Source organism: Streptomyces sp. NPDC050759 (assembly GCF_044456945.1).
GTDB lineage: Bacteria > Actinomycetota > Actinomycetes > Streptomycetales > Streptomycetaceae > Streptomyces.
Genome location: NZ_JBITGI010000024.1, coordinates 100,467 through 121,625, shown reverse-complemented (window position 1 = coordinate 121,625; position 21,159 = coordinate 100,467). Strand labels below are relative to the sequence as shown.

Sequence of the window (21,159 nt, the reverse complement as noted above, 5' to 3'; positions counted from 1 at the left end):
AGTTCGTCCTTGGGTATCGGGGCCGGCGGCCCGGCGGGCACATGGACGACCTGCACCCCGTCGGGGGGGGGGGGCGCGGGGCGGGCCCCCCCCCCCCGGGGGGGGGGCCCCCCCGCCCGCAGGCCAAGAGGCCCCGGCGGGGCGGCCCGGGGGGGGGGGGGGGCGGGGGGGCCCCCCCCGCCCCCCCCCCCCCCCACCCCCCCCCCCCCCCCCCCCCCCCCCCCCCCCCCCCCCCCCCCCCCCCCCCCCCCCCCCCCCCGGCCCCGACCCACCCACCAGACCGCACGCGCTACCCCAGCCCCCACCGGAGCCGAAACAGGCCGCCGCAGGCACTCAGGGGCGCGGGGAACTGCGCAAAAACGCCCGCCCCCACCCCACCCGCACCTGTCGGCAACCGCCCCCGCCCGATACCTTCACCCCGTGGCGATGTTTCGACTCCAAGGCAGCAAGGTGCTCGCCGTCGACATGACCGGAGACGCCGTGAAGGCGAAGAACGGCTCGATGGTCGCGTACGACGGGCAGATGGCGTTCAAGAAGATGAGCGGCGGTGGTGAGGGCATCCGCGGCATGGTGACCCGGCGCATCACCGGCGAGCAGATGACCGTGATGGAGGTGTCGGGGCACGGCACGTGCTGGTTCGCGGACCGGGCCTCGGAGATCAACCTCGTCAGCCTCCAGGGGGACAAGCTGTACGTGGAGTCGAGCAACCTGCTCGCGACCGACGCCGGACTCAGGACCGGCACCAGCTTCACCGGCCTGCGCGGCGCCTCACAGGGCAACGGCCTGTTCACGACCACGGTCGAGGGCCACGGCCAGGCCGCGATCATGTCGGACGGCCCCGCGGTCGTGCTGCGCGTCAGCCGCCAGTACCCCCTCACCGTCGACCCCGGCGCCTACATCGCCCACCAGGGCAACCTCAGCCAGTCCTTCCAGTCCGGTGTGACGTTCCGCACGTTCATGGGCGAGGGCGGCGGCGAGGCCTTCCAGATCCGCTTCGAGGGCGACGGCCTGGTGTACGTCCAGCCCAGCGAGCGGAACACGATCGCGGGGGATGTGTGACATGCCCTTCCGTGAGATCAACTCCAAGATGGTCGAGGCGACCGTCCTGCCGGGCCAGCGGCTGTTCAGCCAGCGCGGCGCGATGCTGGCGTACAAGGGCGAGGTGTCCTTCACCCCGAACCTCCAGGGCGGCCAGGGCGGCGTCATGTCGATGATCGGCCGCCGGGTGGCCAACGAGGACACGCCCCTGATGACCGTCGAGGGCAGCGGCACCGTCCTGTTCGGGCACGGCGGCCACCACGTCACGGTCATCAACCTCAGCGGCGACACGCTGTACGTCGAGGCGGACCGTCTGCTCGCCTTCGAGGGCACCCTCCAGCAGGGCACCATGTTCATGGGCTCGCAGGGCGGCGTCATGGGCATGGTGCGCGGCCAGATCAGCGGCCAGGGCCTGTTCACGACCACGCTCAAGGGCCACGGCTCGGTGGCCGTGATGGCCCACGGCGGGGTCTTCGAGGTCCCCATCACCCCGCAGCGCCCGGTCCACGTCGACCCGCAGGCCTACGTCGCCCACTACGGCGACGTCCGCAACAAGCTGTCTACGGCGCTCGGCTGGCGCGACATGGTGGGCCGCGGCTCCGGCGAGGCCTTCCAGCTGGAACTCAGCGGGAACGGCGTGGTGTTCGTCCAGGCCTCGGAGGAGAAGCTGTGAGCCACTACCCGGGCGCGGGCCCCACCGTCTACGACCCGATGACGCTGCCGTCGGACGACAACGTCAACAACTACACCTTCTGCGTGGAGCTCAAGGGGAGCCAGTGGTTCCTGCAGAAGGGGAAGATGATCGCCTACTACGGCCAGATGGATTTCAACGGCATCGGACACGGCCGTCTCGACGGTCTCATCCGTACGTCCTTCCATTCGCCTCTGCACGCGAGCGACTGGGTCGTGGCGCAGGGTTCGGGCAAGATGCTCCTCGCCGACCGGGCCTTCGACGTGAATTCCTACGACCTCGAAGAGGGCAACCTGACCATTCGCTCGGGCAACCTGCTCGCTTTTCAGCCAACTCTCGCGCTGAAGCAGTCGATCGTGCCCGGCTTCCTGACCCTCATCGGAACCGGAAAGTTCGTGGCCGCCTCGAACGGTCCCGTGGTGTTCATGGAGCCCCCGATCCGGGTGGACCCGCAAGCGCTTGTGGGCTGGGCGGACTGCCCCTCGCCGTGCCACCACTACGACCACGGGTACATGGCGGGTCTGATGGGCGGTCTACGTGCGATGACGGGCATCGGCGGCGCCTCCGGGGAGGAGCACCAGTTCGAGTTCGTGGGGGCCGGCACCGTACTGCTCCAGTCGACGGAGGTCCTGATGGCCGAGCAGGCCGTCGGAGCGACTCCGCAGCAGGCCGGAGTACCCGGCGGCCATGGGGCACCCACAGGGCATCCACAGCAGCCGGGGGCACCGCGCCTTCCCGGACAGCTGGGGGACCTCCAGCGTCGCTTCGGGCTGTGAGCGGTAGTCTGCGGAGTGTGACATCGAACGCGTGCGCACAGTCACACCACCCTCATTAGTTCGCCTTTCAACCTTTTAGGTAGACTTCATTCATGGAGACCGAGACGGCCACGCGCTGGCTGACCGATGCGGAGCAGTGCGCCTGGCGCACCCACCTGGAGGTCAACAGGCTGTTGACGTATCAGCTCGAGAGGGACCTTCAGCCGTTCGGCCTGACGATGAACGACTACGAGATCCTGGTCAATCTCTCCGAGTCGGAGGGCGTACGGATGCGGATGAGCGACCTCGCGGCCGCCACCCTCCAGTCCAAGAGCCGGCTCTCGCACCAGATCACCCGCATGGAGAACGCGGACCTGGTCCGGCGCGAGAACTGCGAGTCCGACCGCCGCGGCCTGTACGCGGTCCTGACCGAGCACGGCATGGAGACGATGAAGAAGGTCGCGCCCCATCATGTGGCGTCTGTGCGGAGGCACTTCATCGACCTCGTGCCGCCCGAGTCCCTGACGGAACTGGACAAGGCCCTCAAGCCGATCGCGGAGCATCTGCGCGGTCAGCGCGGGCGCCCGTGACACCGGGACAGAACTAGGCGATCGGCAGGCGGAGTTCGAACAGGGCTCCGCCTGCCGGCGCGTCACGGACCGTCAGCGTGCCGCCGTGCCGGGCGGCGACATCCCGGGCGATGGCGAGCCCCAGCCCGGCCCCGCCGTCGTCCCGTGCCCGCGCCTCGTCCAGCCGTACGAACCGCTCGAAGATCCGCTCCCGGTCCCCGGCCGGCACCCCGTCGCCGTCGTCGGCGACCTCGACCACGGCATTTCGGTCACCGTCCCGTCGTACCGTCACCACGACCGCCGACCGCGCGTGCCGCCGTGCGTTGTCCAGCAGATTGTCGAGCACGCGCTCCAACTGCCCCCGGGACCCCGTGACCTCCACGGCGTCCGCCCGCACCGTCACCCCGGCCCGTCCGGCGGCCCGCTCCCGGGCCAGCGCCGCCAGCTCGACCCGCGCGCCGGCGCCCCGCTCCCCCGCGTCCAGGCGGGCCAGCAACAGCAGGTCCGCCGCGAGGTGCTGCAGCCGTACGGTGTCCTCGACCGCCCCGTCCAGGTCCAGCAACTCGGGATGCGCGGCGGCAACTTCCAGCTGGGTGCGCAGCGAGGCGATCGGGCTGCGCAGCTCGTGCGAGGCGTCGGCGACGAACCGGCGCTGCCGCTCGACGGAGGTCTCCAGCGCGGCCAGCGTCTCGTTGGTGGTGCGGGCGAGACGGGCGACCTCGTCGTGGGTGTCCGGCACCGGGACGCGGCGGGCGAGGTCCTCGGAGGCGGTGATCGCCGCCATTTCCTGGCGGATGGCCTCGACCGGACGAAGGGCGCGACGAGTGACCGCCCAGGTCACCCAGGCGACCACGGCGAGGAGCACGGGCAGGCCGATGAGCATGACCGTGGCGGCGGTGTGCACCGCGTCCTGCTGGGCCTGGAGCGAGGCACCGGCGTACACCCGGACCGTTCGGTCGCTCCGGTCCGTGACCTCGACCTGGGCGAACCGGTAGGCGACGCTCTCGCCGTCCACGGTGGCCCGGCCCGGCCCGTGCCAGGTGACGTCACCGACCTCACCCACCTCGGGCTCGTCCTCGTCGTCGTCCCGTCCCGTGTCGGGGCTCGAAACGGGAGTGACGTCGGGGGCGCCTGTGCCGCTGATCGCCTCCAGGTCCTCGCTCACCGCGAGCACCCGCCCGTCCCGGTCGACCACCTGGACCGGATGGTCCTCGTCCAGGTCAAGATCCCGGTACGGCACGCCCTGCGCGATCTGCGCCGCCACGTTGCGGGCGGCACTGTCGGCGGCCGTGTCCGCCTGACCCGCGAGGTTGCTGCGCAGCGACAGCAGGACGACGGCGCCCGCGGCGACCAGGGCCACGGCCACCACCGCGGTCGCGGCCAGCGTGGCCCGGGCCCGGACCGAGCCGAACAGCCGCTTCATCTCCCGGCCTCCAGCCGGTACCCGGCACCGCGGACCGTACGGATGAGGCCCGCGTCCAGCTTCCGGCGCAGGGTGCTGACGTACACCTCGACGATGTTGGGGTCGCCGTCGTACGCGAAGTCCCAGACGTGCTCCAGGATCTGCGCCTTGGAGACCACCTCGCCGGCCCGCACTGCAAGTTGCTCCAGGACCGAGAACTCCTTGGCGGTGAGGGTGACCTCGGTGCCGTCGAGGAAGACCCGGCGGGCGGCCGTGTCGATCCTCAGCGCCCCGGTCTCCAGCACCGGCGAGGCCCCGGCCCCGTTGCCGCGCCGCCGCAGCAGTGCCTTGATACGGGCCACGAGGACGACGTACGAGAAGGGCTTGGTCAGATAGTCGTCGGCGCCGGTGTCCAGGCCCTCGGCCTCGTCGTACTCGCCGTCCTTGGCGGTGAGCATCAGGATCGGCACCTCGTGGCCCGCGGCGCGCAGGGCGGCGCAGACCCGGTAGCCGTTGAGGCCGGGCAGCATGATGTCGAGGATCACCAGGTCGTACGACCCCTCGGCGGCCCGGTGCAGCCCCTCCCGGCCGTCGTGGACGACGTCGACGGCATAGCCCTCGGCGGTGAGGCCCTTGGCGAGGGACAGGGCCAGTCGCTTCTCGTCCTCGACGATCAACAGACGCATGCGTACAGGGTGGCAAACGGAACCTGAAGGCGCCTTCAGGTGGCTTCAGGTCCGTTTCAGCTCCCTTCCGGCAGCTTGGTTGTCGTCGAAAGCGAACGAAGCAGACCGGCTCTGGAGGAATCCCCATGAAGCGCAACATCGTCATCGCCACCCTCACCGCCGCCGCGCTGGCCACCGGCGGCACCGTCGCGGCCTTCGCCGCGGGCGACGACGAGGCGGCGGAGACGCAGCGCCAGACGCACACGAGCGCCCAGGCGGCCGCGAACCGCGACGACGACTCCGCGGACGACCGGGACGACGACGCCTCCGAGGACCGTTCGGCGCTCTCCAGCGGCAGCCTCAGCGCCGCCGAGGCGATCGCGGCCGCCCTGAAGCACACCCCGGGCACCGCGCTCTCCGTCGATCTCGACGACGACGCCGCCACCGCGTGGGAGGTGACCGTCGTCAAGGCCGACGGCACCGAGTACGACGTACGGATCGCCCCCGACTCCGGCAAGGTCCTCGGCGCCCAGCGCGACACCGACGACGACAACGACGCCGACGACCGTGCCGAGCCGGCCGCGGTGAAGGGCGCGCAGACCGACGCCCGCGAGGCCGCGCTGGCCGCCGCGCACAAGGGCACGGTGACCGAGGTCGGCATCGACGACGACCACGGCACCGTGGCCTGGACGGCGGAGACCATGAAGGACGGCAAGCACAGCGAGTGGAACGTCGCCCTCGACACGGGCAAGGTCACCCAGGACCGGGACGACGACTGACCCGGCCGCCGACGGGGCAGGGGCTCAGCCCCGGGTCAGGCCCTCCACCAGTTCGTCCGCCGCCCGGTAGGGGTCCAGTTCGCCGGCGACGATCCGCTCCGCGAGGGCGTCCAGGCGCCGGTCGCCCTTGAGGTCGCCGATGCGTTCGCGCAGGGCGGTGACGGCGATGGTCTCGACCTCGTGCGCGGCGCGGGTGCGGCGGCGCTCGGCGAGGACGCCGCGCTCCTCCATCCACGCGCGGTGCTTCTCCAGGGCTTCCACGACCTCGTCGATGCCCTCGGCGCGGGCTGCGACCGTCTTGACGATCGGCGGGCGCCAGTCGCCGGGGCCGCGGGACTCGCCCAGGCCCAGCATGTGGTTGAGCTCGCGGGCGGTCGCGTCCGCGCCGTCACGGTCGGCCTTGTTGACGACGTACACGTCGCCGATCTCCAGGATTCCGGCCTTGGCGGCCTGGATGCCGTCTCCCATGCCCGGCGCGAGCAGTACCACGGAGGTGTCGGCCTGGGCGGCGATCTCCACCTCCGACTGGCCGACGCCGACCGTCTCGACCAGGACCACGTCGCAGCCGGCCGCGTCCAGGACTCGGATGGCCTGCGGGGCGGCCCAGGCGAGACCGCCGAGGTGGCCGCGGGTCGCCATGGAGCGGATGTAGACGCCGGGGTCGGAGGCGTGCTCCGACATGCGCACCCGGTCGCCGAGCAGGGCACCGCCGGAGAACGGCGAGGACGGGTCGACGGCCAGGACGCCGACCCGCCTGCCCTGTTTGCGGTAGGCGGTCACGAGGGCCGAGGTGGACGTCGACTTGCCCACCCCCGGCGAGCCCGTCAGGCCCACCACGTACGCGTTGCCCGTGAGCGGGGCGAGCGCCTGCATGACCTCCCTGAGCTGCGGGGACGCCCCCTCCACCAGGGAGATCAGCCGGGCCACGGCCCGCGGGCGGCCCTCCCTGGCCTGGGCCACCAGGGTGGAGACGTCCTGCATCACAGCTCCGTTCACGTGGACGACGTACGCGTGCTCAGGCCTTTGGTACCCGCACGACGAGCGCGTCACCCTGACCGCCGCCACCGCACAGCGCGGCCGCGCCGACACCGCCGCCGCGCCGCTTGAGCTCCAGGGCGAGGTGCAGCACGAGCCGGGCGCCGGACATGCCGATGGGGTGGCCGAGGGCGATGGCGCCGCCGTTCACGTTCACCTTTTCGGTGGACACGCCGAGGTCCTTCATCGACTGGACCGCGACGGCCGCGAACGCCTCATTGATCTCGATCAGATCGAGGTCGGAGACCTCCAGGCCCTCCTTCTTGAGGGCGTGCAGGATCGCGTTGGACGGCTGGGACTGCAGGGAGTTGTCCGGGCCCGCCACATTGCCGTGGGCACCGATCTCGGCGATCCACTCGAGGCCGAGCTCCTGCGCCTTGGCCTTGCTCATCACGACCACGGCCGCCGCACCGTCCGAGATCTGCGAGGAGGTTCCGGCGGTGATGGTGCCGTCCTTGGTGAACGCGGGGCGCAGCTTGCCCAGGGACTCGGCCGTGGTGTCGGCGCGGATGCCCTCGTCCTTGCTGAAGACGACGGGCTCGCCCTTGCGCTGCGGGATCTCGACCGGGGTGATCTCGGCCTCGAAGATGCCGTTCTTCTGTGCGGCGGCGGCCCGCTGGTGGGACAGGGCGGCGATCTCGTCCTGCTCGGGGCGCCGGATGCCGAGGCGGGTGTTGTGCGTCTCGGTCGACTGGCCCATGGGGATGTTCTCCCAGGGGTCGGTCAGGCCGTCGTGGGCCATCGCGTCGAGCATCTCGATCGCGCCGTACTTGAAGCCCTCGCGGGACTTCGGGAGCAGGTGGGGGGCGTTGGTCATGGACTCCTGGCCGCCCGCGACGATCACGTCGAACTCGCCGGCGCGGATCAGCTGGTCGGCCAGCGCGATCGCGTCGAGGCCCGAGAGACACACCTTGTTGATGGTGAGCGCCGGGACGCTCATCGGGATGCCGGCCTTGACCGCGGCCTGGCGGGCCGGGATCTGACCCGCGCCGGCCTGGAGGACCTGGCCCATGATGACGTACTGCACCTGGTCGCCACCGATCCCCGCACGGTCGAGGGCGGCCTTGATCGCGAAACCGCCGAGGTCGGCTCCGGAGAAGGACTTCAGCGAGCCCAGCAACCGTCCCATGGGCGTACGGGCGCCCGCGACGATCACCGAGGTCGTGCTGTTCGATCCAGACATGAGCTGTGATCCCCTTACCGGCTGCACTGCCGAGGAGTGAACGAGGGTTTACTTAAAATGTACTGAGTGGCACTCCGTGCCGTCACCGGGCCGTCGGTGTGATCGCGCGCACGTTGCGTAACCGTCGGAGGAGCGCTGCACTGACAACATGCTGACGCGAATCGACCACATCGGGATCGCCTGCTTCGACCTCGACAAGACCGTCGAGTTCTACCGGGCCACCTACGGCTTCGAGGTGTTCCACTCCGAGGTCAACGAGGAGCAGGGCGTGCGCGAGGCCATGCTCAAGATCAACGAAACCTCCGACGGCGGCGCCTCCTACCTGCAGCTTCTGGAGCCGACCCGCCCCGACTCGACCGTCGCCAAGTGGCTGGACAAGAACGGCGAGGGTGTCCACCACATCGCTTTCGGTACGGCGGACGTCGACCAGGACGCGGCGGACATCAAGGACAAGGGCGTACGCGTCCTGTACGAGGAGCCGCGACGCGGCTCCATGGGGTCACGGATCACCTTTCTGCACCCGAAGGATTGCCACGGCGTACTGACAGAACTGGTCACTTCGGCGCCTGTTGAGTCACCTGAGCACTGACCCTCGTACATATGGGCCGGTAGGGTTGGGGGCGGTCGCCGCTCTTCCCAGGGCGACCGGGTCCTGCCCATGACGGCAGAACCGAGCCGGGGTCCGGGTTTCGGGGGGCGAGCGGCGGGCAGCAGCCCATGCTCCGCCGTTGATCTGACACCATTCCCCGGGGGCCCCGTTCGGCGGATGGACAGGGCTCGTCAGGAGAGACTTGCGACCAGGGGACGGATGGGACCGCGCAGTGCGGGGCTACGAACGCCAGGAGCGAGAGCCGGCGGCTGACGTCGACCACCTCTCTCGGTTCGAGGCCGAGATGGAGCGGCTGAAGACCGAGCGGGAAAAGGCGATCCAGCACGCCGAGGACCTCGGCTACCAGGTCGAGGTGCTGCGCGCCAAGTTGCACGAGGCGCGGCGCACCCTCATGTCCCGGCCCGAATTCGGCGGCGGTGACATCGGCTACCAGGCCGAACAGTTGCTGCGCAACGCCCAGATCCAGGCCGACCAGCTGCGCCAGGACGCCGAGCGCGAACTGAGCCAGGTCCGCGCCCAGACCCAGCGCATCCTCCAGGAGCACGCCGAGCAGGCCGCGCGGCTGCAGGCGGAGCTGCACCAGGAGGCCGTCACCCGCCGTCAGCAGCTCGACCAGGAGCTGGCCGAGCGCCGGCAGACCGTCGAGTCGCACGTCAACGAGAACGTGGCGTGGGCCGAGCAGCTGCGCGCCCGCAGCGAGTCGCAGGCCCGCCGGCTCCTGGAGGAGTCCCGGGCGGAGGCCGAGCAGGCCATGGCGGCCGCCCGCGCCGAGGCCGAGCGGGTCACCTCCGAGGCCCGCCAGCGTCTGCAGAGCGAGGCCGAGGCCGCCCGCGCGGAGGCCGAACAGCTGCTGCGCCGCGCCCGCGCGGACGCCGAGCGCCTGCTGGACGCCGCCTCCACGCGGGCCCAGGAGGCCACCGACCACGCCGAGCAGCTGCGCACGTCCACGGCGACCGAGTCGGACAGCGCCCGCCGCCAGGCCACGGAGCTCAGCCGGGCCGCCGAACAGCGGATGACGGAGGCCGAGGAGGCGCTGCGCAAGGCGCAGGCCGAGGCCGAGAAGGTGCTCACCGAGGCGAAGGCGGCCGCCGAGAAGGCGCTCGCGAGCGCGGAGTCGGCCAACGAACAGCGCACCCGCACGGCCAAGGAGCAGGTCGCCCGGCTGGTCACCGAGGCCAGCCAGGAGGCCGAGGCGACCAAGGAGGCCGCCGAGCAGATCGTCGCGGACGCCCGCGCCGAGGCCGAGAAGATCGTCACCGAGGCCGCCGAGAAGGCCCGCACGCTCACCGCCGAGGAGAGCGCGACCCAGCTGTCCAAGGCGGCCAAGACCGCCGAGGACGTCCTCAACAAGGCGCAGGAGGACGCGCAGCGGACCACCAGGGCCGCCACCGAGGAGGCCGAGCGGATCCGCCGGGAGGCGGAGACCGAGGCGGACCGGCTGCGCGCCGAGGCGCACGACATCGCCGAGCAGCTCAAGGGCACGGCGAAGGACGACACCAAGGAGTACCGCGCCAAGACGGTCGAGCTGCAGGAGGAGGCCCGCCGGCTGCGCGGCGAGGCCGAGCAGCTGCGCGCCGACGCGGTCGCCGAGGGCGAGAAGATCCGCGCGGAGGCCCGCAAGGAGGCCGTCCAGCAGATCGAGGAGGCGGCCAAGACCGCCGAGGAGCTGCTCTCCAAGGCGAAGGCGGACGCCGACGAGCTGCGCCAGACCGCCACCACGGACAGTGAGAAGGTCCGCACCGAGGCCATCGAGCGCGCCACCGCGCTGCGCCGGCAGGCCGAGGAGACCCTGGAGCGCACCCGCAACGAGGCCGAGCGGCAGCGCGCCGAGGCCGTCGAGCTGTCCGAGGAGATCACAGCCGCCGCCGAGCGGGCCGCGGGCGAGCTGCGCGAGGAGACCGAGCGGGCCATAGAGGCACGCCGTGCCGAGGCAGCCGAGGAACTGACCCGGCTGCGCACCGAGGCCGAGGAGCGTCTCGCCGCCGCCGAGCAGGCCCTCACCGAGGCCCGCCAGGAGGCCGCGCGGATTCGCCGCGAGGCCGCCGAGGAGACCGACCGGCTGCGCGGCGAGGCCGCCGAGCGGATCCGCACCCTGCAGCAGCAGGCCGAGGCGGAGGCCGACCGGCTGCGCACCGAGGCCGCGTCCGACGCGTCCGCCTCCCGTGCCGAGGGCGAGGCCGTCGCCGTACGGCTGCGTTCCGAGGCCGCCGCGGAGGCGGAGCGGCTCAAGACCGAGGCGCAGGACACGGCGGACCGGGTCCGGGCGGAGGCGCAGGCCGCCGCGGAGCGGCTCGCCGCCGAGGCGTCCGAGACGCTGGCCGCCGCCCAGGAGGAGGCCAACCGGCGCCGCCGGGAGGCCGAGGAGTACCTCGGCTCGGCGCGCCAGGAGGCCGACCAGGAGCGTGAGCGGGCCCGCGAGCAGAGCGAGGAGCTGCTGGCCTCGGCGCGCAACCGCGTGGAGGAGGCCCAGGCCGAGGCGGTACGGCTCGTCGAGGAGGCGGACCGGCGGGCCGGCGAGATGGTGTCGGCCGCCGAGCTCCACGCCCAGCAGGTGCGGGACTCGGTCGCCGGGCTGCACGAGCAGGCGCAGGAGGAGATCACCGGGCTGCGCTCGGCCGCCGAGCACGTGGCGGACCGTACCCGGCGCGAGGCTCAGGAGGAGGCCGACCGGGTCCGCTCGGACGCCTACTCCGAGCGGGAGCGGGCCAGTGAGGACGCGGCCCGGATCCGGCGCGAGGCCACCGCGGAGACGGACGCCGCCAAGGCCCTGGCCGAGCGCACCGTCTCGGAGGCGATCGCGGAGGCGGAGCGGCTCAGGTCGGAGTCGGCCGAGTACGCCCAGCGGGCGCGCACCGAGGCCTCGGACGCCGTCGCCCAGGCCGAGCAGGACGCCTCCCGCACCCGGGCGGACGCCCGCGAGGACGCCAACCGCATCCGCTCGGACGCGGCGACCCAGGCCGACACCCTCATCACCGAGGCGCGCAGCGAGGCGGAGCGGCTCACCGAGGAGACCATCAACGACACCGACCGGCTGCGGACGGAGACGGTCGCCGAGGCCGAGCGGCTGCGGACGGAGACCGTCGCCGAGGCCGAGCGGGTGCGCGCCGAGTCGATCGCCAAGGCCGAGCAGCTGATCGGGGAGGCATCCGGGGACGCGGAGCGGCTGCGCGCCGAGGCCGCCGCGACGGTCGGGCAGGCCCAGCAGCACGCGGAGCGGATCCGCAGCGAGGCCGAGCGGGTCAGGGCGGACGCGGCGGCCGCGGCGGAGGAGCTGGTCAACTCCGCGCGCGCGGAGGCCGACCGCACTCTCGACGAGGCCCGCAAGGAGGCCAACAAGCGGCGTTCCGAGGCGGCCGAGCAGGTCGACACGCTCATCACGGAGACCGCCGCCGAGGCGGACAAGCTGCTCACCGAGGCGCAGCAGCAGGCGCTCAAGACCACCGCGGACGCGGAGGCGCAGGCCGACACCATGGTGGGCGCGGCCCGCCAGGAGGCCGACCGGCTGGTGTCCGAGGCGACGGTCGAGGGCAACGCGCGCGTGGAGAAGGCCCGCACGGACGCGGACGAACTGCTCGTCGGTGCCCGCCGGGACGCCACCGCGATAAGGGAGCGCGCCGAGGAGCTGCGCGACCGGATCACGGGCGAGATCGAGGCGCTGCACGAGCGGGCCCGCCGTGAGGCCGCGGAGACCATGAAGTCGACCGGCGACCGCTGCGACGCGCTCATCAAGGCCGCGGAGGAGCAGCTCGCCAAGGCCCAGGCGAAGGCCAGGGAGCTGGTCTCGGAGGCCAATTCGGAGGCCGGCAAGGTGCGTATCGCCGCGGTCAAGAAGGCCGAGGGGCTCCTCAAGGAGGCCGAGCAGAAGAAGGCCACCCTGGTCCGGGAGGCCGAGGAGCTCAAGGCCGAGGCGATCCGCGAGGCGAAGCGCACGGTCGAGGAGGGCAAGCGCGAGCTCGAGGTCCTCGTCCGCCGCCGTGAGGACATCAACACCGAGATCTCCCGTGTCCAGGATGTCCTGGAGGCGTTGGAGTCCTTCGAGGCCCCGTCGGCGGGCAAGGACGGCGGCGTCAAGGCGGGCGCGGCGGTCGGCGCCCCTCGTTCGGGTAAGCCGTCGGACAGCTGACCGACTGGTCGGAATCCGGTGTCATCTGGGGCCTTTGACCAAGTTTTTGGCAAGCCGTCCCAGGGTTAGCCACTCAAAAGGGGTGTCATTCTCCAGATCAAACACGTATCCGCTCGATGACACACCGCTTCGGCCCCTAGGATTCCCCCTATCACCTCACCGGTCTCATTTGACAGGAACCCCATGAGCGACACTTCCCCCTACGGCTTCGAGCTTGTGCGGCGTGGGTACGACCGCGCTCAGGTGGACGAACGGATCTCCAAGCTCGTCTCCGACCGTGACAGCGCTCTCTCCCGCATCACCGCCCTGGAGAAGCGCATCGAGGAGCTCCACCTCGAGACGCAGAACGCCCAGGCCCAGGTCTCCGACGCCGAGCCGTCGTACGCCGGCCTCGGCGCGCGTGTCGAGAAGATCCTCCGCCTCGCCGAGGAGGAGGCCAAGGATCTGCGCGAGGAGGCCCGTCGCGCGGCCGAGCAGCACCGCGAACTCGCCGAGTCGGCGGCCCAGCAGGTCCGCAACGACGCAGAATCGTTCGCTGCGGAGCGCAAGGCCAAGGCCGAGGACGAGGGCGTCCGGATTGTCGAGAAGGCCAAGAGCGACTCCTCTCAGCTCCGTCAGGAGGCGCAGAAGGACGCGCAGCAGAAGCGTGAGGAGGCGGACGCCCTCTTCGAGGAGACCCGCGCCAAGGCCGCGCAGGCCGCCGCCGACTTCGAGACCAACCTCGCCAAGCGCCGCGAGCAGTCCGAGCGCGACCTGGCCTCGCGTCAGCAGAAGGCGGAGAAGCGTCTCGCGGAGATCGAGCACCGCGCGGAGCAGCTGCGCCTGGAGGCCGAGAAGCTGCGCACCGACGCCGAGCGCCGCGCCCGCCAGACGGTGGAGACCGCGCAGCGCCAGGCCGAGGACATCGTGGCCGACGCCAACGCCAAGGCCGACCGCATCCGTTCGGAATCCGAGCGGGAGCTCGCGGCTCTGACGAACCGTCGCGACTCGATCAACGCCCAGCTGACGAACGTCCGCGAGATGCTCGCCACGCTCACGGGCGCCGCGGTGGCCGCCGCCGGCTCCCCGGCCGACGACGAGCCGATCTCCCGTGGGGTTCCGGCCCAGCAGTCCCGGTAACACCGCCTGACGGCACATCAAGGGCCCGCACCTTCTCCCCCGACAGGTGCGGGCCTTCGGCGTGTCCGGATGCCAGTTGTTTACCTCTCTCGTCGCCTCCGTTTGCCCATACGATTGGCATCTGCCGGGCCCCGCCCCTAGCGTGGTCCGCATGATCGAGCTGGCGGGGTTGACGAAGCGGTACGGCGAGAAGGTGGCGGTCAACAATCTGACCTTCACCGTCAGACCGGGCATCGTCACGGGCTTCCTCGGTCCCAACGGCGCCGGCAAGTCGACCACCATGCGCATGATGCTGGGCCTGGACCGGCCCACCGCCGGGGACGTCCGCATCGACGGCAAGCACTACGACCAGCTCAAGGACCCGCTCACGTACATCGGCGCCCTGCTGGACGCCAAGGCCATGCACGGCGGGCGCAGCGCCTTCAACCACCTGCTGTGTCTCGCGCAGAGCAACGGCATTCCGAAGAAGCGGGTGCACGAGGTCCTCGACACGGTCGGCCTCACCGCCGTCGCGAGGAAGAAGGCCAAGGGCTTCTCGCTGGGCATGGGCCAGCGCCTCGGCATCGCGGGCGCGTTGCTCGGTGACCCGCGGATCCTGATGTTCGACGAGCCGGTCAACGGGCTCGACCCCGAGGGCATCCACTGGATCCGCAACCTGATGAAGTCCCTTGCCGCGCAGGGCCGTACGGTCTTCGTCTCCTCCCACCTCATGAGCGAGATGGCGCTGACCGCCGACCACCTCGTCGTCATCGGCCAGGGACGGCTGCTCGCCGACACCTCCATGGCCGACTTCATCGCGCAGAACTCGCGGTCCTACGTCCGCATCCGCACCCCGCAGCGCGAGCGGCTGCTCGACGTGCTGCACACGGCCGGGGTCACCGTCGTGGAGACCGGGAACGGCACGCTGGAGGTCGACGGAAGCAAGTCCGAGTACATCGGTGAGCTGGCCGCGCAGCACCAGATCGTGCTGCACGAGCTGAGCCCCCAACAGGCCTCCCTGGAGGAGGCGTTCATGCAGCTGACCGCAGAGTCGGTCGAGTACCACGCCCACAGCGACACACCCGTCGACGCACCGCTGCCGCCCCAGCAGCAGTGGGGCGACGGCTGGAAGGGGAAGTGACCATGGCGGCGACCCAGGTCATCCGCTCCGAGTGGACCAAGATCCGGTCGGTGGCCTCCACGGTGTGGACGCTCTCCCTCGCCGTGGTCGTCACCATCGGGCTCGGCATCCTGATCTCGGCCCTGTCGAAGAACGAGTTCGACGACATGAGCCGCGAGGACAAGCTCTCCTTCGACCCGACCTTCATCAGCTTCGCCGGGATGAGCCTCGGACAGCTCGCGATGATCGTGTTCGGGGTGCTCGTCGTCTCGAACGAGTACAGCACCGGCATGATCCGCACCTCGCTGGCCGCTGTTCCGCAGCGCGGCACCTTCCTGGCCAGCAAGATCGCGGTCGCCACCGGGCTCTCGCTGGTCGTCGGCCTCGTCACCAGCTTCGTGACGTTCTTCCTCGGGCAGGCGATGCTCGGCTCGCACCGGGCGGAGATCGGCGACCCGGGCGTGCTGCGTGCCGTGATCGGCGGCGGCGTCTACATGACCCTGATCGCGATGTTCTCGATGGGCGTCGCCGCGATGCTGCGCTCGCCGATGCTGTCGCTGGGCATCCTGATGCCGTTCTTCTTCCTGATCTCGAACATCCTGGGCAATGTCTCGGCGACGAAGAAGATCGGCCGGTTCCTGCCGGACCAGGCCGGCAGCAGGATCATGCAGGTGGTCACCCCGATCGACGACGACACTCCCTACGGCCCCTGGGGCGGGATCGGGATCATGGCGCTGTGGGTGGCGGTGGCGCTGATCGGCGGCTATGTCCTGTTGAAGAAGCGGGACGCGTGACGCGACGAGCCTTTGCTTTCATTTGAGCGGAACCGTCAGCGTCCCGATAAGCTCCTAACCCTTACGGGGGGCGTGTGCCCCGCTGTCCTGAACCTTGCGATGGGTGCGGAGCATGATCGAGGCAGTCGGCCTGACCAAGCGCTACGGCGACAAGACCGCTGTGTACAACCTTTCCTTCCAGGTGCGTCCCGGTACCGTCACCGGCTTCCTGGGCCCCAACGGCTCGGGCAAGTCGACGACCATGCGGATGATCCTCGGCCTTGACAACCCCACCTCGGGGCAGGTGACGATCGGCGGCTACCCCTATCGCAGGCTGCCGAACGCGGCCCGGCAGGTCGGTGCGCTGATCGACGCCAAGGCCGTGCACGGCGGACGGGCGGCCCGTAACCACCTGCTGTGCCTGGCCCAGCTGTCCGGGATCCCGGCCCGCCGGGTGGACGAGGTGCTGGGCGTGGTCGGCCTCCAGGACGTGGCCAGGAAGCGTTCCAAGGGCTTCTCGCTCGGCATGGGCCAGCGGCTCGGCATCGCGGCCGCCCTGCTCGGCGATCCGCAGGTGCTGCTCTTCGACGAGCCGGTCAACGGGCTCGACCCCGAGGGCATCCTGTGGGTGCGCAACCTGATGAAGGCGCTGGCCGCGGAGGGCCGTACGGTCTTCGTCTCCTCCCACCTCATGAGCGAGATGGCGCTGACCGCCGACCATCTCATCGTCATCGGACGCGGGCAGTTGCTCGCCGACATGAGCATCCAGGACTTCATCGCCGCGAACTCCGCGGGCTTCGCACGGGTGCGGACGCCGGACACCGAACCACAGCTGCGCGAGAAGCTGTCGGCCGCGATCACGGAGGCGGGCGGGCACGTCCTGCCGGAGCAGGACGGGGCGCTGCGGGTCACGGGGCTGGCCCTCCCCCGCATCAGCGACATCGCGCACGACACGGACGTACGCCTGTGGGAGCTGTCGCCGCACCAGGCCTCGCTGGAGGAGGCGTACATGCGGATGACGCAGGGCGCGGTGGACTACCGCTCGACCATCGACCAGAAGGCGGGCCTGATGCAGCCGCTCCCGCCGGGCGCGCAGCCCCCCATGCCGGTCCCGGGCCAGGGCCAGCCGGGCTGGTACGCCCCGCCGCCGCCCCAGCAGGGCGGGCAGCCGTTCGCGGGCCCGCAGGGCCAGGCGCAGGCGGGCGCGTACGGCGGTCCCGGCGCCGGCACGCCCAACCCGTACGCCCAGGCGGGCCCCGCGGCTCCTCAGGGCCGGCCTCAGCCGCCCTTCCAGGCTCCGGCGGCTCAGCCCTCTGCCGCCCCGCCCGGAGGAGCCTTCCCGACCGCACCCGTGCCGCAGCCGCAGCCGCAGGCATCCGCTCCCGCCACCCCGACCAAGCCCGAGGACGCCCGATGAGCACCCCGCAGCCTTCGATGCAGCAGGCCCAGGCCGCCGTGCCGAACCGGCAGGCGGCGGATGGGCCGTCGTACCCCGGCTACACCTCGCCGATCCCCGTCGTGCGCACGCATCTCGGCCATGCCATCGCGTCGGAGTGGACGAAGATCCGCTCGGTGCGATCGACGATGTGGACGCTCGGCGTGTTCGTGCTGCTCGTCATCGGGATCGGGCTGGGGGCCGCCGCCCTGGTCGCGGCCAACGCCTCGCAGGAGAGCATGGCGGGCGAGAGCCCGCTGCCCATGGGCTTCTTCGGTCTGCTGCTCGGCAGCATGTGCGTCATCACGCTCGGCGTGCTGACCACGGCCTCGGAGTACGGCACCGGAATGATCCGTACGACGATGGTCGCCTGCCCCTCGCGCGGCCGTGTCCTCGCGGCGAAGGCGATCGTGTTCTTCGCCGTCGCCTTCGTGGCCACCCTCGTCCCGGTCATCGTCGTCGCCCTCGCGGACGTGGCCCTGCTGGACGGCGCCCGCACCCCGACCGGCCAGGAGTGGCTGAAGGGCACCCTCGGCATCTCGCTCTACATCGCGCTGCTCGGTCTGCTCTCGCTGATCGTCGGCTCGATCATCCGGCACTCGGCGGGCGCGGTAACCCTCATGATCGGTGTCGTGCTGGCCCCGCTGGTCATCGCGCTGTTCATGGTCTCGCAGTCCCTGGAGGACGTGCGCCAGGCGCTGTTCGAGTACTCCATCCCGAACCAGCTCAGCGTGTTCTACTCCAACTCCCTGACCGACTCCGGCCCTTCGGGCTGGGACCCGCTGTGGATCATCCTCGGCGTGACGGCCGTCGCGTTCGCCGGCGCCTTCGCCCTGCTGGAGAGCCGGGACGTCTGATCCGCTAGAACCTCGGCGCGTTACGGGACCGCTGCACCCGCGTGGTGCGGCGGTCCCGCGCGTTCCAGCACGCCTTGTGCCAGTGTCTGCGCTCGTCGACACCCGAGTGGTCCGGCCAGGCCACGATGTGCGGGACACCGTCCGGGATCATCTGGTCGCAGCCCGGACAGCGGTACGTCTTGCCCTGCGCGCTCGCCCCTGCCACATGCCGGATGTTCCAGTCCTCGCCCTGCCAGTGCGTCGAGGACTGGAAGCCGCCGTAGCGGCCTGAACGGTCGTCCTCGGCACTCCGGCCGGCCGAGTCCGACGAACCGGAACCCTTGGGTCGGTTGCGACGCGGGGACACAGGACACCTCACGGGGCTATACAGGGAGCAGGGACCGTGTCCAGCCTACGCGGGACGAGGCGGGGTACGTGTAGGGCGCCAACCCCCACAAGTGCCCCTCCGGGGCGACCCATTCTGCAGACAATCGGCAAATCTCTCCGCCAGGCCGTGTCCTCGGCACGTGTCAGACGGTTATGCCGGGTGGGGGAGCTCCGTGTCGGAGCCAAGGAAGCAGGAAAAGCACATGCATGTGGGAAGTTTCGTGTTGGCGGCCCAGTTCCCGGGGCAGGGCCAGGGGGAGGCGCTGCACCGCGCGGTCCGCTCGGCCGAGGTCGCGGAGGAGGCCGGACTCGACGCGGTCTGGCTGGCAGAACACCACTTCGTGCCGTACGGCACCTGCCCGTCGGCGATCACCCTGGCGGCCTTACTGCTGGGCCGCACCCGCCGTATCCGCGTCGGCACCGCCGTCAGCGTGCTGCCCACGGCCCACCCCGTCGCCCTCGGCGAACAGGCCGCGCTGCTGCACATGACCAGCGGCGGGCGCTTCTCACTGGGCGTGGGGCGCGGCGGTCCGTGGGTCGACCTGGAGGTGTTCGGGTCGGGTCTCCAGGCATACGAGCAGGGGTTCCCGGAATCACTCGATCTGCTGGTGCGCTGGCTGCGCGAACCCTCCGTCGGAGCCGACGGCGAGCGCTTCCGCTTCCGCGAAGTGCCCGTCGTCCCCCGGCCGTCGGAGTCGCTCACGGAAGCGGACGGTCCCGAGGTGATCGTCGCCTGCACCTCCCCGGCGAGCGTCCGGCTGGCCGCCGAGCGCGGGCTGCCGATGCTGCTCGGGATGCATGTCGGGGACGAGGAAAAGGCGGAGATGGTCGCCCTGTGGCGCAGGCAGGCGCGCGCCGCCGGACACGCGCCGGAGAAGGTCTTGGACGCGCCCCATGTCTCGGCCGGCGTCTGCCAGATCGCGGACCGGCGCACGGACGCGGTGGAGGCCCTGGTGAAGGCGATGCCGGGCTGGCTCAGGCAGGGACTCGGCGCCCATGTCACCGTCGACGGCCGGGCACGGCAGATGCGCGATCCGGTGGCCTACACGGAACTGCTCTGCGGGCTGCACCCGGTGGGGACCCCGCGGCTGTGCGCCGACCGCCTCGCGGCGACCAGCGAACGGACGGGTGTCTCCCGCTTCGCCCTGCTCGTCGAGGGCTCGGGAGACCTGGCGGCCACCGAGGAGAACGTACGGCGGCTGGGTGCGGAAGTGCTGCCGCATCTGACCTGAAACGGAACCACTGTCCGGCGGGAGCTTGCCGCCCCGGTACTGATGCACCTCCCGCGTACGGAGCGGCAAGCAAGCGGCGCCGCGTCAGCAGTCCCGGAACTCCGGAGACTGGTTCAGCAGCTGACTGCGCACCGAGGTGAAGCGGACCAGCGTCTCGTCGACCGAGGAGTCCAACGGGAACACCGCCACCCGGTGGCAGTTCTGGAAGGCCAGCCGCACACCGAAGTGCCGCTGCAGCGCGCCGCGTATCGCGTCACTCGCAAGCGCACGCAGCAGCTGACCGCGTGCCTGCTCGTCCGGCGGGGGCGTCTGGTTGTCGGCGAAGTTGCCGCCGTCCACCTTCAGCTGGGCCACCAGGGAGCTGATCATCTCCCATGCGTAGGGCAGGGAGGTCCGGACGCAGTCGACGAATTCCGCTTCGTCGACCTCGCCTCGCTCGGCCTTCTCGAGTAGGGCCGGTGAGACGTCGAGCGACATGGGTTCTCCTCTCGCACCCCCGATTTCTCAGGGGTTGCCGGACAGATGAGGGAGTTCGCGCTGCCTGGACACGCTCAGTACACGCCTCGCGACCTCCCGTTTACTACGGTAGGCAACCGACGGTGACGGCACCAGGAGAATGCGAACAAAGAGCACTCCCAACAGGCCCACAATCGGCCACAAGTGAACAGGGTTTCTCCACAGCCTTACGGGCCGAATCGCGTGGACATGCGCCCGTCGAGTAGCGTTGCCGACCATGCGTCTCGTCATTGCCCGGTGTTCCGTCGACTACGCGGGCCGGCTCACCGCCCACCTGCCCTCGGCCCCCCGTCTGATCCTGGTGAAGGCGGACGGCAGCGTCTCCATCCACGCCGACGACCGGGCCTACAAGCCCCTGAACTGGATGTCGCCGCCCTGCACGTTGAAGGAGGAGTCCGGGGACTTTCCCGACGGCGCTGTGGGCGTCTGGACCGTCATCAACAAGGCGGGCGAGAAGCTCATCATCACGATGGAGGAAGTTCTCCACGACTCCTCGCACGAACTCGGCGTGGATCCTGGCCTGATCAAGGACGGCGTGGAAGCGCACCTTCAGGAGCTGCTCGCCGACCGCATCGAAACGCTCGGCGACGGCTACACCCTGATCCGCCGCGAGTACATGACGGCCATCGGCCCCGTCGACATCCTGTGCCGGGACGCCGACGGCCAGACGGTCGCGGTGGAGATCAAGCGGCGCGGCGAGATCGACGGCGTCGAGCAACTCACCCGCTACCTCGAACTGTTGAACCGGGACCCCCATCTCGCCCCGGTCCGCGGCATCTTCGCCGCCCAGGAGATCAAGCCCCAGGCCCGCGTCCTCGCGACCGACCGCGGCATCGGCTGCCACGTCATGGACTACGACGCGCTGCGGGGCATCGAGGACGACAAGCTGCGGCTGTTCTGACAGGGTTTCTT

At 71.0% G+C, this 21,159-nt stretch carries 20 protein-coding genes; 14 read left to right on the top strand and 6 right to left on the bottom strand.

Features of this window, described 5'->3' with window-relative positions; translation table 11 throughout:
* The first annotated feature begins 426 nt into the window (after positions 1–426).
* The 4 genes from ACIBJB_RS43370 to ACIBJB_RS43355 all read left to right on the top strand — a co-directional run bounded on the left by ACIBJB_RS43370 (position 427) and on the right by ACIBJB_RS43355 (position 3,074).
* Positions 427–1,059 (top strand): AIM24 family protein, encoded by a 633-nt coding sequence (locus tag ACIBJB_RS43370; RefSeq protein WP_031051516.1) that lies wholly within the window; start codon positions 427–429, stop codon positions 1,057–1,059.
* A 1-nt stretch (position 1,060) separates the two neighbouring features.
* Positions 1,061–1,711 carry an AIM24 family protein gene (locus tag ACIBJB_RS43365; RefSeq protein ID WP_398939649.1) on the top strand — a complete coding sequence of 217 codons (651 nt, stop codon included), beginning with the start codon at positions 1,061–1,063 and terminating at the stop codon, positions 1,709–1,711.
* Entirely contained in the window at positions 1,708–2,505 is a 798-nt protein-coding gene (locus tag ACIBJB_RS43360) for an AIM24 family protein (RefSeq protein ID WP_398939647.1), read from the top strand. Before ACIBJB_RS43365 ends, ACIBJB_RS43360 begins: the two co-directional genes overlap by 4 nt.
* Before the next feature lie 92 nt (positions 2,506–2,597).
* Positions 2,598–3,074 (top strand): MarR family winged helix-turn-helix transcriptional regulator, encoded by a 477-nt coding sequence (locus ACIBJB_RS43355; protein ID WP_053851684.1) that lies wholly within the window; start codon positions 2,598–2,600, stop codon positions 3,072–3,074.
* 13 nt (positions 3,075–3,087) lie between these two features.
* On the opposite strand, the gene ACIBJB_RS43350 is transcribed toward ACIBJB_RS43355, so the two are convergent.
* Both ACIBJB_RS43350 and ACIBJB_RS43345 read right to left on the bottom strand, forming a co-directional pair.
* Positions 3,088–4,476: a sensor histidine kinase gene (locus ACIBJB_RS43350; protein WP_398939645.1), complete on the bottom strand. Its 1,389-nt coding sequence runs from the start codon at positions 4,474–4,476 to the stop codon at positions 3,088–3,090.
* Positions 4,473–5,141, bottom strand: a complete 669-nt coding sequence (locus ACIBJB_RS43345) for a response regulator transcription factor (RefSeq protein ID WP_398939643.1) — start codon at positions 5,139–5,141, stop codon at positions 4,473–4,475. The genes ACIBJB_RS43350 and ACIBJB_RS43345 overlap by 4 nt, the downstream gene beginning before the upstream one ends.
* A 125-nt stretch (positions 5,142–5,266) precedes the next feature.
* On the opposite strand from ACIBJB_RS43345, the gene ACIBJB_RS43340 reads away from it, so the two are divergent.
* Positions 5,267–5,899 (top strand): PepSY domain-containing protein, encoded by a 633-nt coding sequence (locus ACIBJB_RS43340; protein ID WP_398939641.1) that lies wholly within the window; start codon positions 5,267–5,269, stop codon positions 5,897–5,899.
* Positions 5,900–5,923: 24 nt separating this feature from the next.
* On the opposite strand, the gene meaB is transcribed toward ACIBJB_RS43340, so the two are convergent.
* Both meaB and ACIBJB_RS43330 read right to left on the bottom strand, forming a co-directional pair.
* On the bottom strand, positions 5,924–6,880 hold the full coding sequence (meaB, locus tag ACIBJB_RS43335; protein ID WP_398939639.1) for a methylmalonyl Co-A mutase-associated GTPase MeaB: 957 nt from the start codon (positions 6,878–6,880) through the stop codon (positions 5,924–5,926).
* 34 nt (positions 6,881–6,914) lie between these two features.
* Positions 6,915–8,117, bottom strand: coding sequence for an acetyl-CoA C-acetyltransferase (locus ACIBJB_RS43330; RefSeq protein WP_398939637.1), 1,203 nt, complete (start codon positions 8,115–8,117; stop codon positions 6,915–6,917).
* Positions 8,118–8,265: 148 nt separating this feature from the next.
* Here ACIBJB_RS43330 and mce point away from each other — a divergent pair, with 148 nt between their 5' ends.
* From mce to ACIBJB_RS43295, 7 genes are all read left to right on the top strand, one after another.
* Positions 8,266–8,706: a methylmalonyl-CoA epimerase gene (mce, locus tag ACIBJB_RS43325; protein WP_007384751.1), complete on the top strand. Its 441-nt coding sequence runs from the start codon at positions 8,266–8,268 to the stop codon at positions 8,704–8,706.
* A 232-nt stretch (positions 8,707–8,938) separates the two neighbouring features.
* A complete protein-coding gene (gene scy, locus ACIBJB_RS43320; RefSeq protein ID WP_398939660.1) occupies positions 8,939–12,850 on the top strand; it encodes a polarized growth protein Scy in 3,912 nt (1,303 codons plus the stop codon).
* A gap of 183 nt (positions 12,851–13,033) precedes the next feature.
* Complete coding sequence (locus tag ACIBJB_RS43315) at positions 13,034–13,969, top strand: hypothetical protein (protein ID WP_057612062.1); 936 nt, start codon at positions 13,034–13,036, stop codon at positions 13,967–13,969.
* Positions 13,970–14,120: 151 nt separating this feature from the next.
* The gene (locus ACIBJB_RS43310; protein ID WP_398939634.1) at positions 14,121–15,089 is read left to right on the top strand and encodes an ABC transporter ATP-binding protein; all 969 of its coding nucleotides are present in this window, start codon (positions 14,121–14,123) and stop codon (positions 15,087–15,089) included.
* Positions 15,090–15,091: 2 nt separating this feature from the next.
* Positions 15,092–15,862, top strand: a complete 771-nt coding sequence (locus ACIBJB_RS43305; protein ID WP_398939631.1) for an ABC transporter permease — start codon at positions 15,092–15,094, stop codon at positions 15,860–15,862.
* A 112-nt stretch (positions 15,863–15,974) separates the two neighbouring features.
* The gene (locus tag ACIBJB_RS43300; protein WP_398939629.1) at positions 15,975–17,258 is read left to right on the top strand and encodes an ATP-binding cassette domain-containing protein; all 1,284 of its coding nucleotides are present in this window, start codon (positions 15,975–15,977) and stop codon (positions 17,256–17,258) included.
* Complete coding sequence (locus ACIBJB_RS43295; RefSeq protein WP_398939627.1) at positions 17,255–18,133, top strand: ABC transporter permease; 879 nt, start codon at positions 17,255–17,257, stop codon at positions 18,131–18,133. Before ACIBJB_RS43300 ends, ACIBJB_RS43295 begins: the two co-directional genes overlap by 4 nt.
* A 4-nt stretch (positions 18,134–18,137) precedes the next feature.
* Here the strand turns inward: ACIBJB_RS43295 and ACIBJB_RS43290 are convergent, their stop codons facing one another.
* Positions 18,138–18,479, bottom strand: a complete 342-nt coding sequence (locus ACIBJB_RS43290) for an ATP/GTP-binding protein (protein ID WP_311714566.1) — start codon at positions 18,477–18,479, stop codon at positions 18,138–18,140.
* 223 nt (positions 18,480–18,702) lie between these two features.
* On the opposite strand from ACIBJB_RS43290, the gene ACIBJB_RS43285 reads away from it, so the two are divergent.
* Positions 18,703–19,731 (top strand): LLM class flavin-dependent oxidoreductase, encoded by a 1,029-nt coding sequence (locus ACIBJB_RS43285; protein WP_387722929.1) that lies wholly within the window; start codon positions 18,703–18,705, stop codon positions 19,729–19,731.
* An 84-nt stretch (positions 19,732–19,815) separates the two neighbouring features.
* Here the strand turns inward: ACIBJB_RS43285 and ACIBJB_RS43280 are convergent, their stop codons facing one another.
* Positions 19,816–20,208, bottom strand: coding sequence for an SCO5389 family protein (locus tag ACIBJB_RS43280; RefSeq protein ID WP_007384741.1), 393 nt, complete (start codon positions 20,206–20,208; stop codon positions 19,816–19,818).
* A gap of 256 nt (positions 20,209–20,464) precedes the next feature.
* Here ACIBJB_RS43280 and nucS point away from each other — a divergent pair, with 256 nt between their 5' ends.
* A complete protein-coding gene (gene nucS, locus ACIBJB_RS43275; protein WP_398939624.1) occupies positions 20,465–21,148 on the top strand; it encodes an endonuclease NucS in 684 nt (227 codons plus the stop codon).
* The last annotated feature ends 11 nt before the right edge of the window (positions 21,149–21,159 follow it).

Excerpts from the sequence above, each read along its gene's own strand:
- ACIBJB_RS43370 (WP_031051516.1), top strand. The coding sequence starts at position 427 with ATGTTTCGACTCCAAGGCAGCAAGGTGCTCGCCGTCGACATGACCGGA.
- ACIBJB_RS43365 (WP_398939649.1), top strand. The coding sequence starts at position 1,061 with ATGCCCTTCCGTGAGATCAACTCCAAGATGGTCGAGGCGACCGTCCTG.
- ACIBJB_RS43355 (WP_053851684.1), top strand. The coding sequence starts at position 2,598 with ATGGAGACCGAGACGGCCACGCGCTGGCTGACCGATGCGGAGCAGTGC.
- ACIBJB_RS43350 (WP_398939645.1), bottom strand. The coding sequence starts at position 4,476 with ATGAAGCGGCTGTTCGGCTCGGTCCGGGCCCGGGCCACGCTGGCCGCG.
- ACIBJB_RS43345 (WP_398939643.1), bottom strand. The coding sequence starts at position 5,141 with ATGCGTCTGTTGATCGTCGAGGACGAGAAGCGACTGGCCCTGTCCCTC.
- ACIBJB_RS43340 (WP_398939641.1), top strand. The coding sequence starts at position 5,267 with ATGAAGCGCAACATCGTCATCGCCACCCTCACCGCCGCCGCGCTGGCC.
- meaB (WP_398939639.1), bottom strand. The coding sequence starts at position 6,880 with ATGCAGGACGTCTCCACCCTGGTGGCCCAGGCCAGGGAGGGCCGCCCG.
- ACIBJB_RS43330 (WP_398939637.1), bottom strand. The coding sequence starts at position 8,117 with ATGTCTGGATCGAACAGCACGACCTCGGTGATCGTCGCGGGCGCCCGT.
- mce (WP_007384751.1), top strand. The coding sequence starts at position 8,266 with ATGCTGACGCGAATCGACCACATCGGGATCGCCTGCTTCGACCTCGAC.
- ACIBJB_RS43315 (WP_057612062.1), top strand. The coding sequence starts at position 13,034 with ATGAGCGACACTTCCCCCTACGGCTTCGAGCTTGTGCGGCGTGGGTAC.
- ACIBJB_RS43310 (WP_398939634.1), top strand. The coding sequence starts at position 14,121 with ATGATCGAGCTGGCGGGGTTGACGAAGCGGTACGGCGAGAAGGTGGCG.
- ACIBJB_RS43305 (WP_398939631.1), top strand. The coding sequence starts at position 15,092 with ATGGCGGCGACCCAGGTCATCCGCTCCGAGTGGACCAAGATCCGGTCG.
- ACIBJB_RS43300 (WP_398939629.1), top strand. The coding sequence starts at position 15,975 with ATGATCGAGGCAGTCGGCCTGACCAAGCGCTACGGCGACAAGACCGCT.
- ACIBJB_RS43295 (WP_398939627.1), top strand. The coding sequence starts at position 17,255 with ATGAGCACCCCGCAGCCTTCGATGCAGCAGGCCCAGGCCGCCGTGCCG.
- ACIBJB_RS43285 (WP_387722929.1), top strand. The coding sequence starts at position 18,703 with ATGCATGTGGGAAGTTTCGTGTTGGCGGCCCAGTTCCCGGGGCAGGGC.
- ACIBJB_RS43280 (WP_007384741.1), bottom strand. The coding sequence starts at position 20,208 with ATGTCGCTCGACGTCTCACCGGCCCTACTCGAGAAGGCCGAGCGAGGC.
- nucS (WP_398939624.1), top strand. The coding sequence starts at position 20,465 with ATGCGTCTCGTCATTGCCCGGTGTTCCGTCGACTACGCGGGCCGGCTC.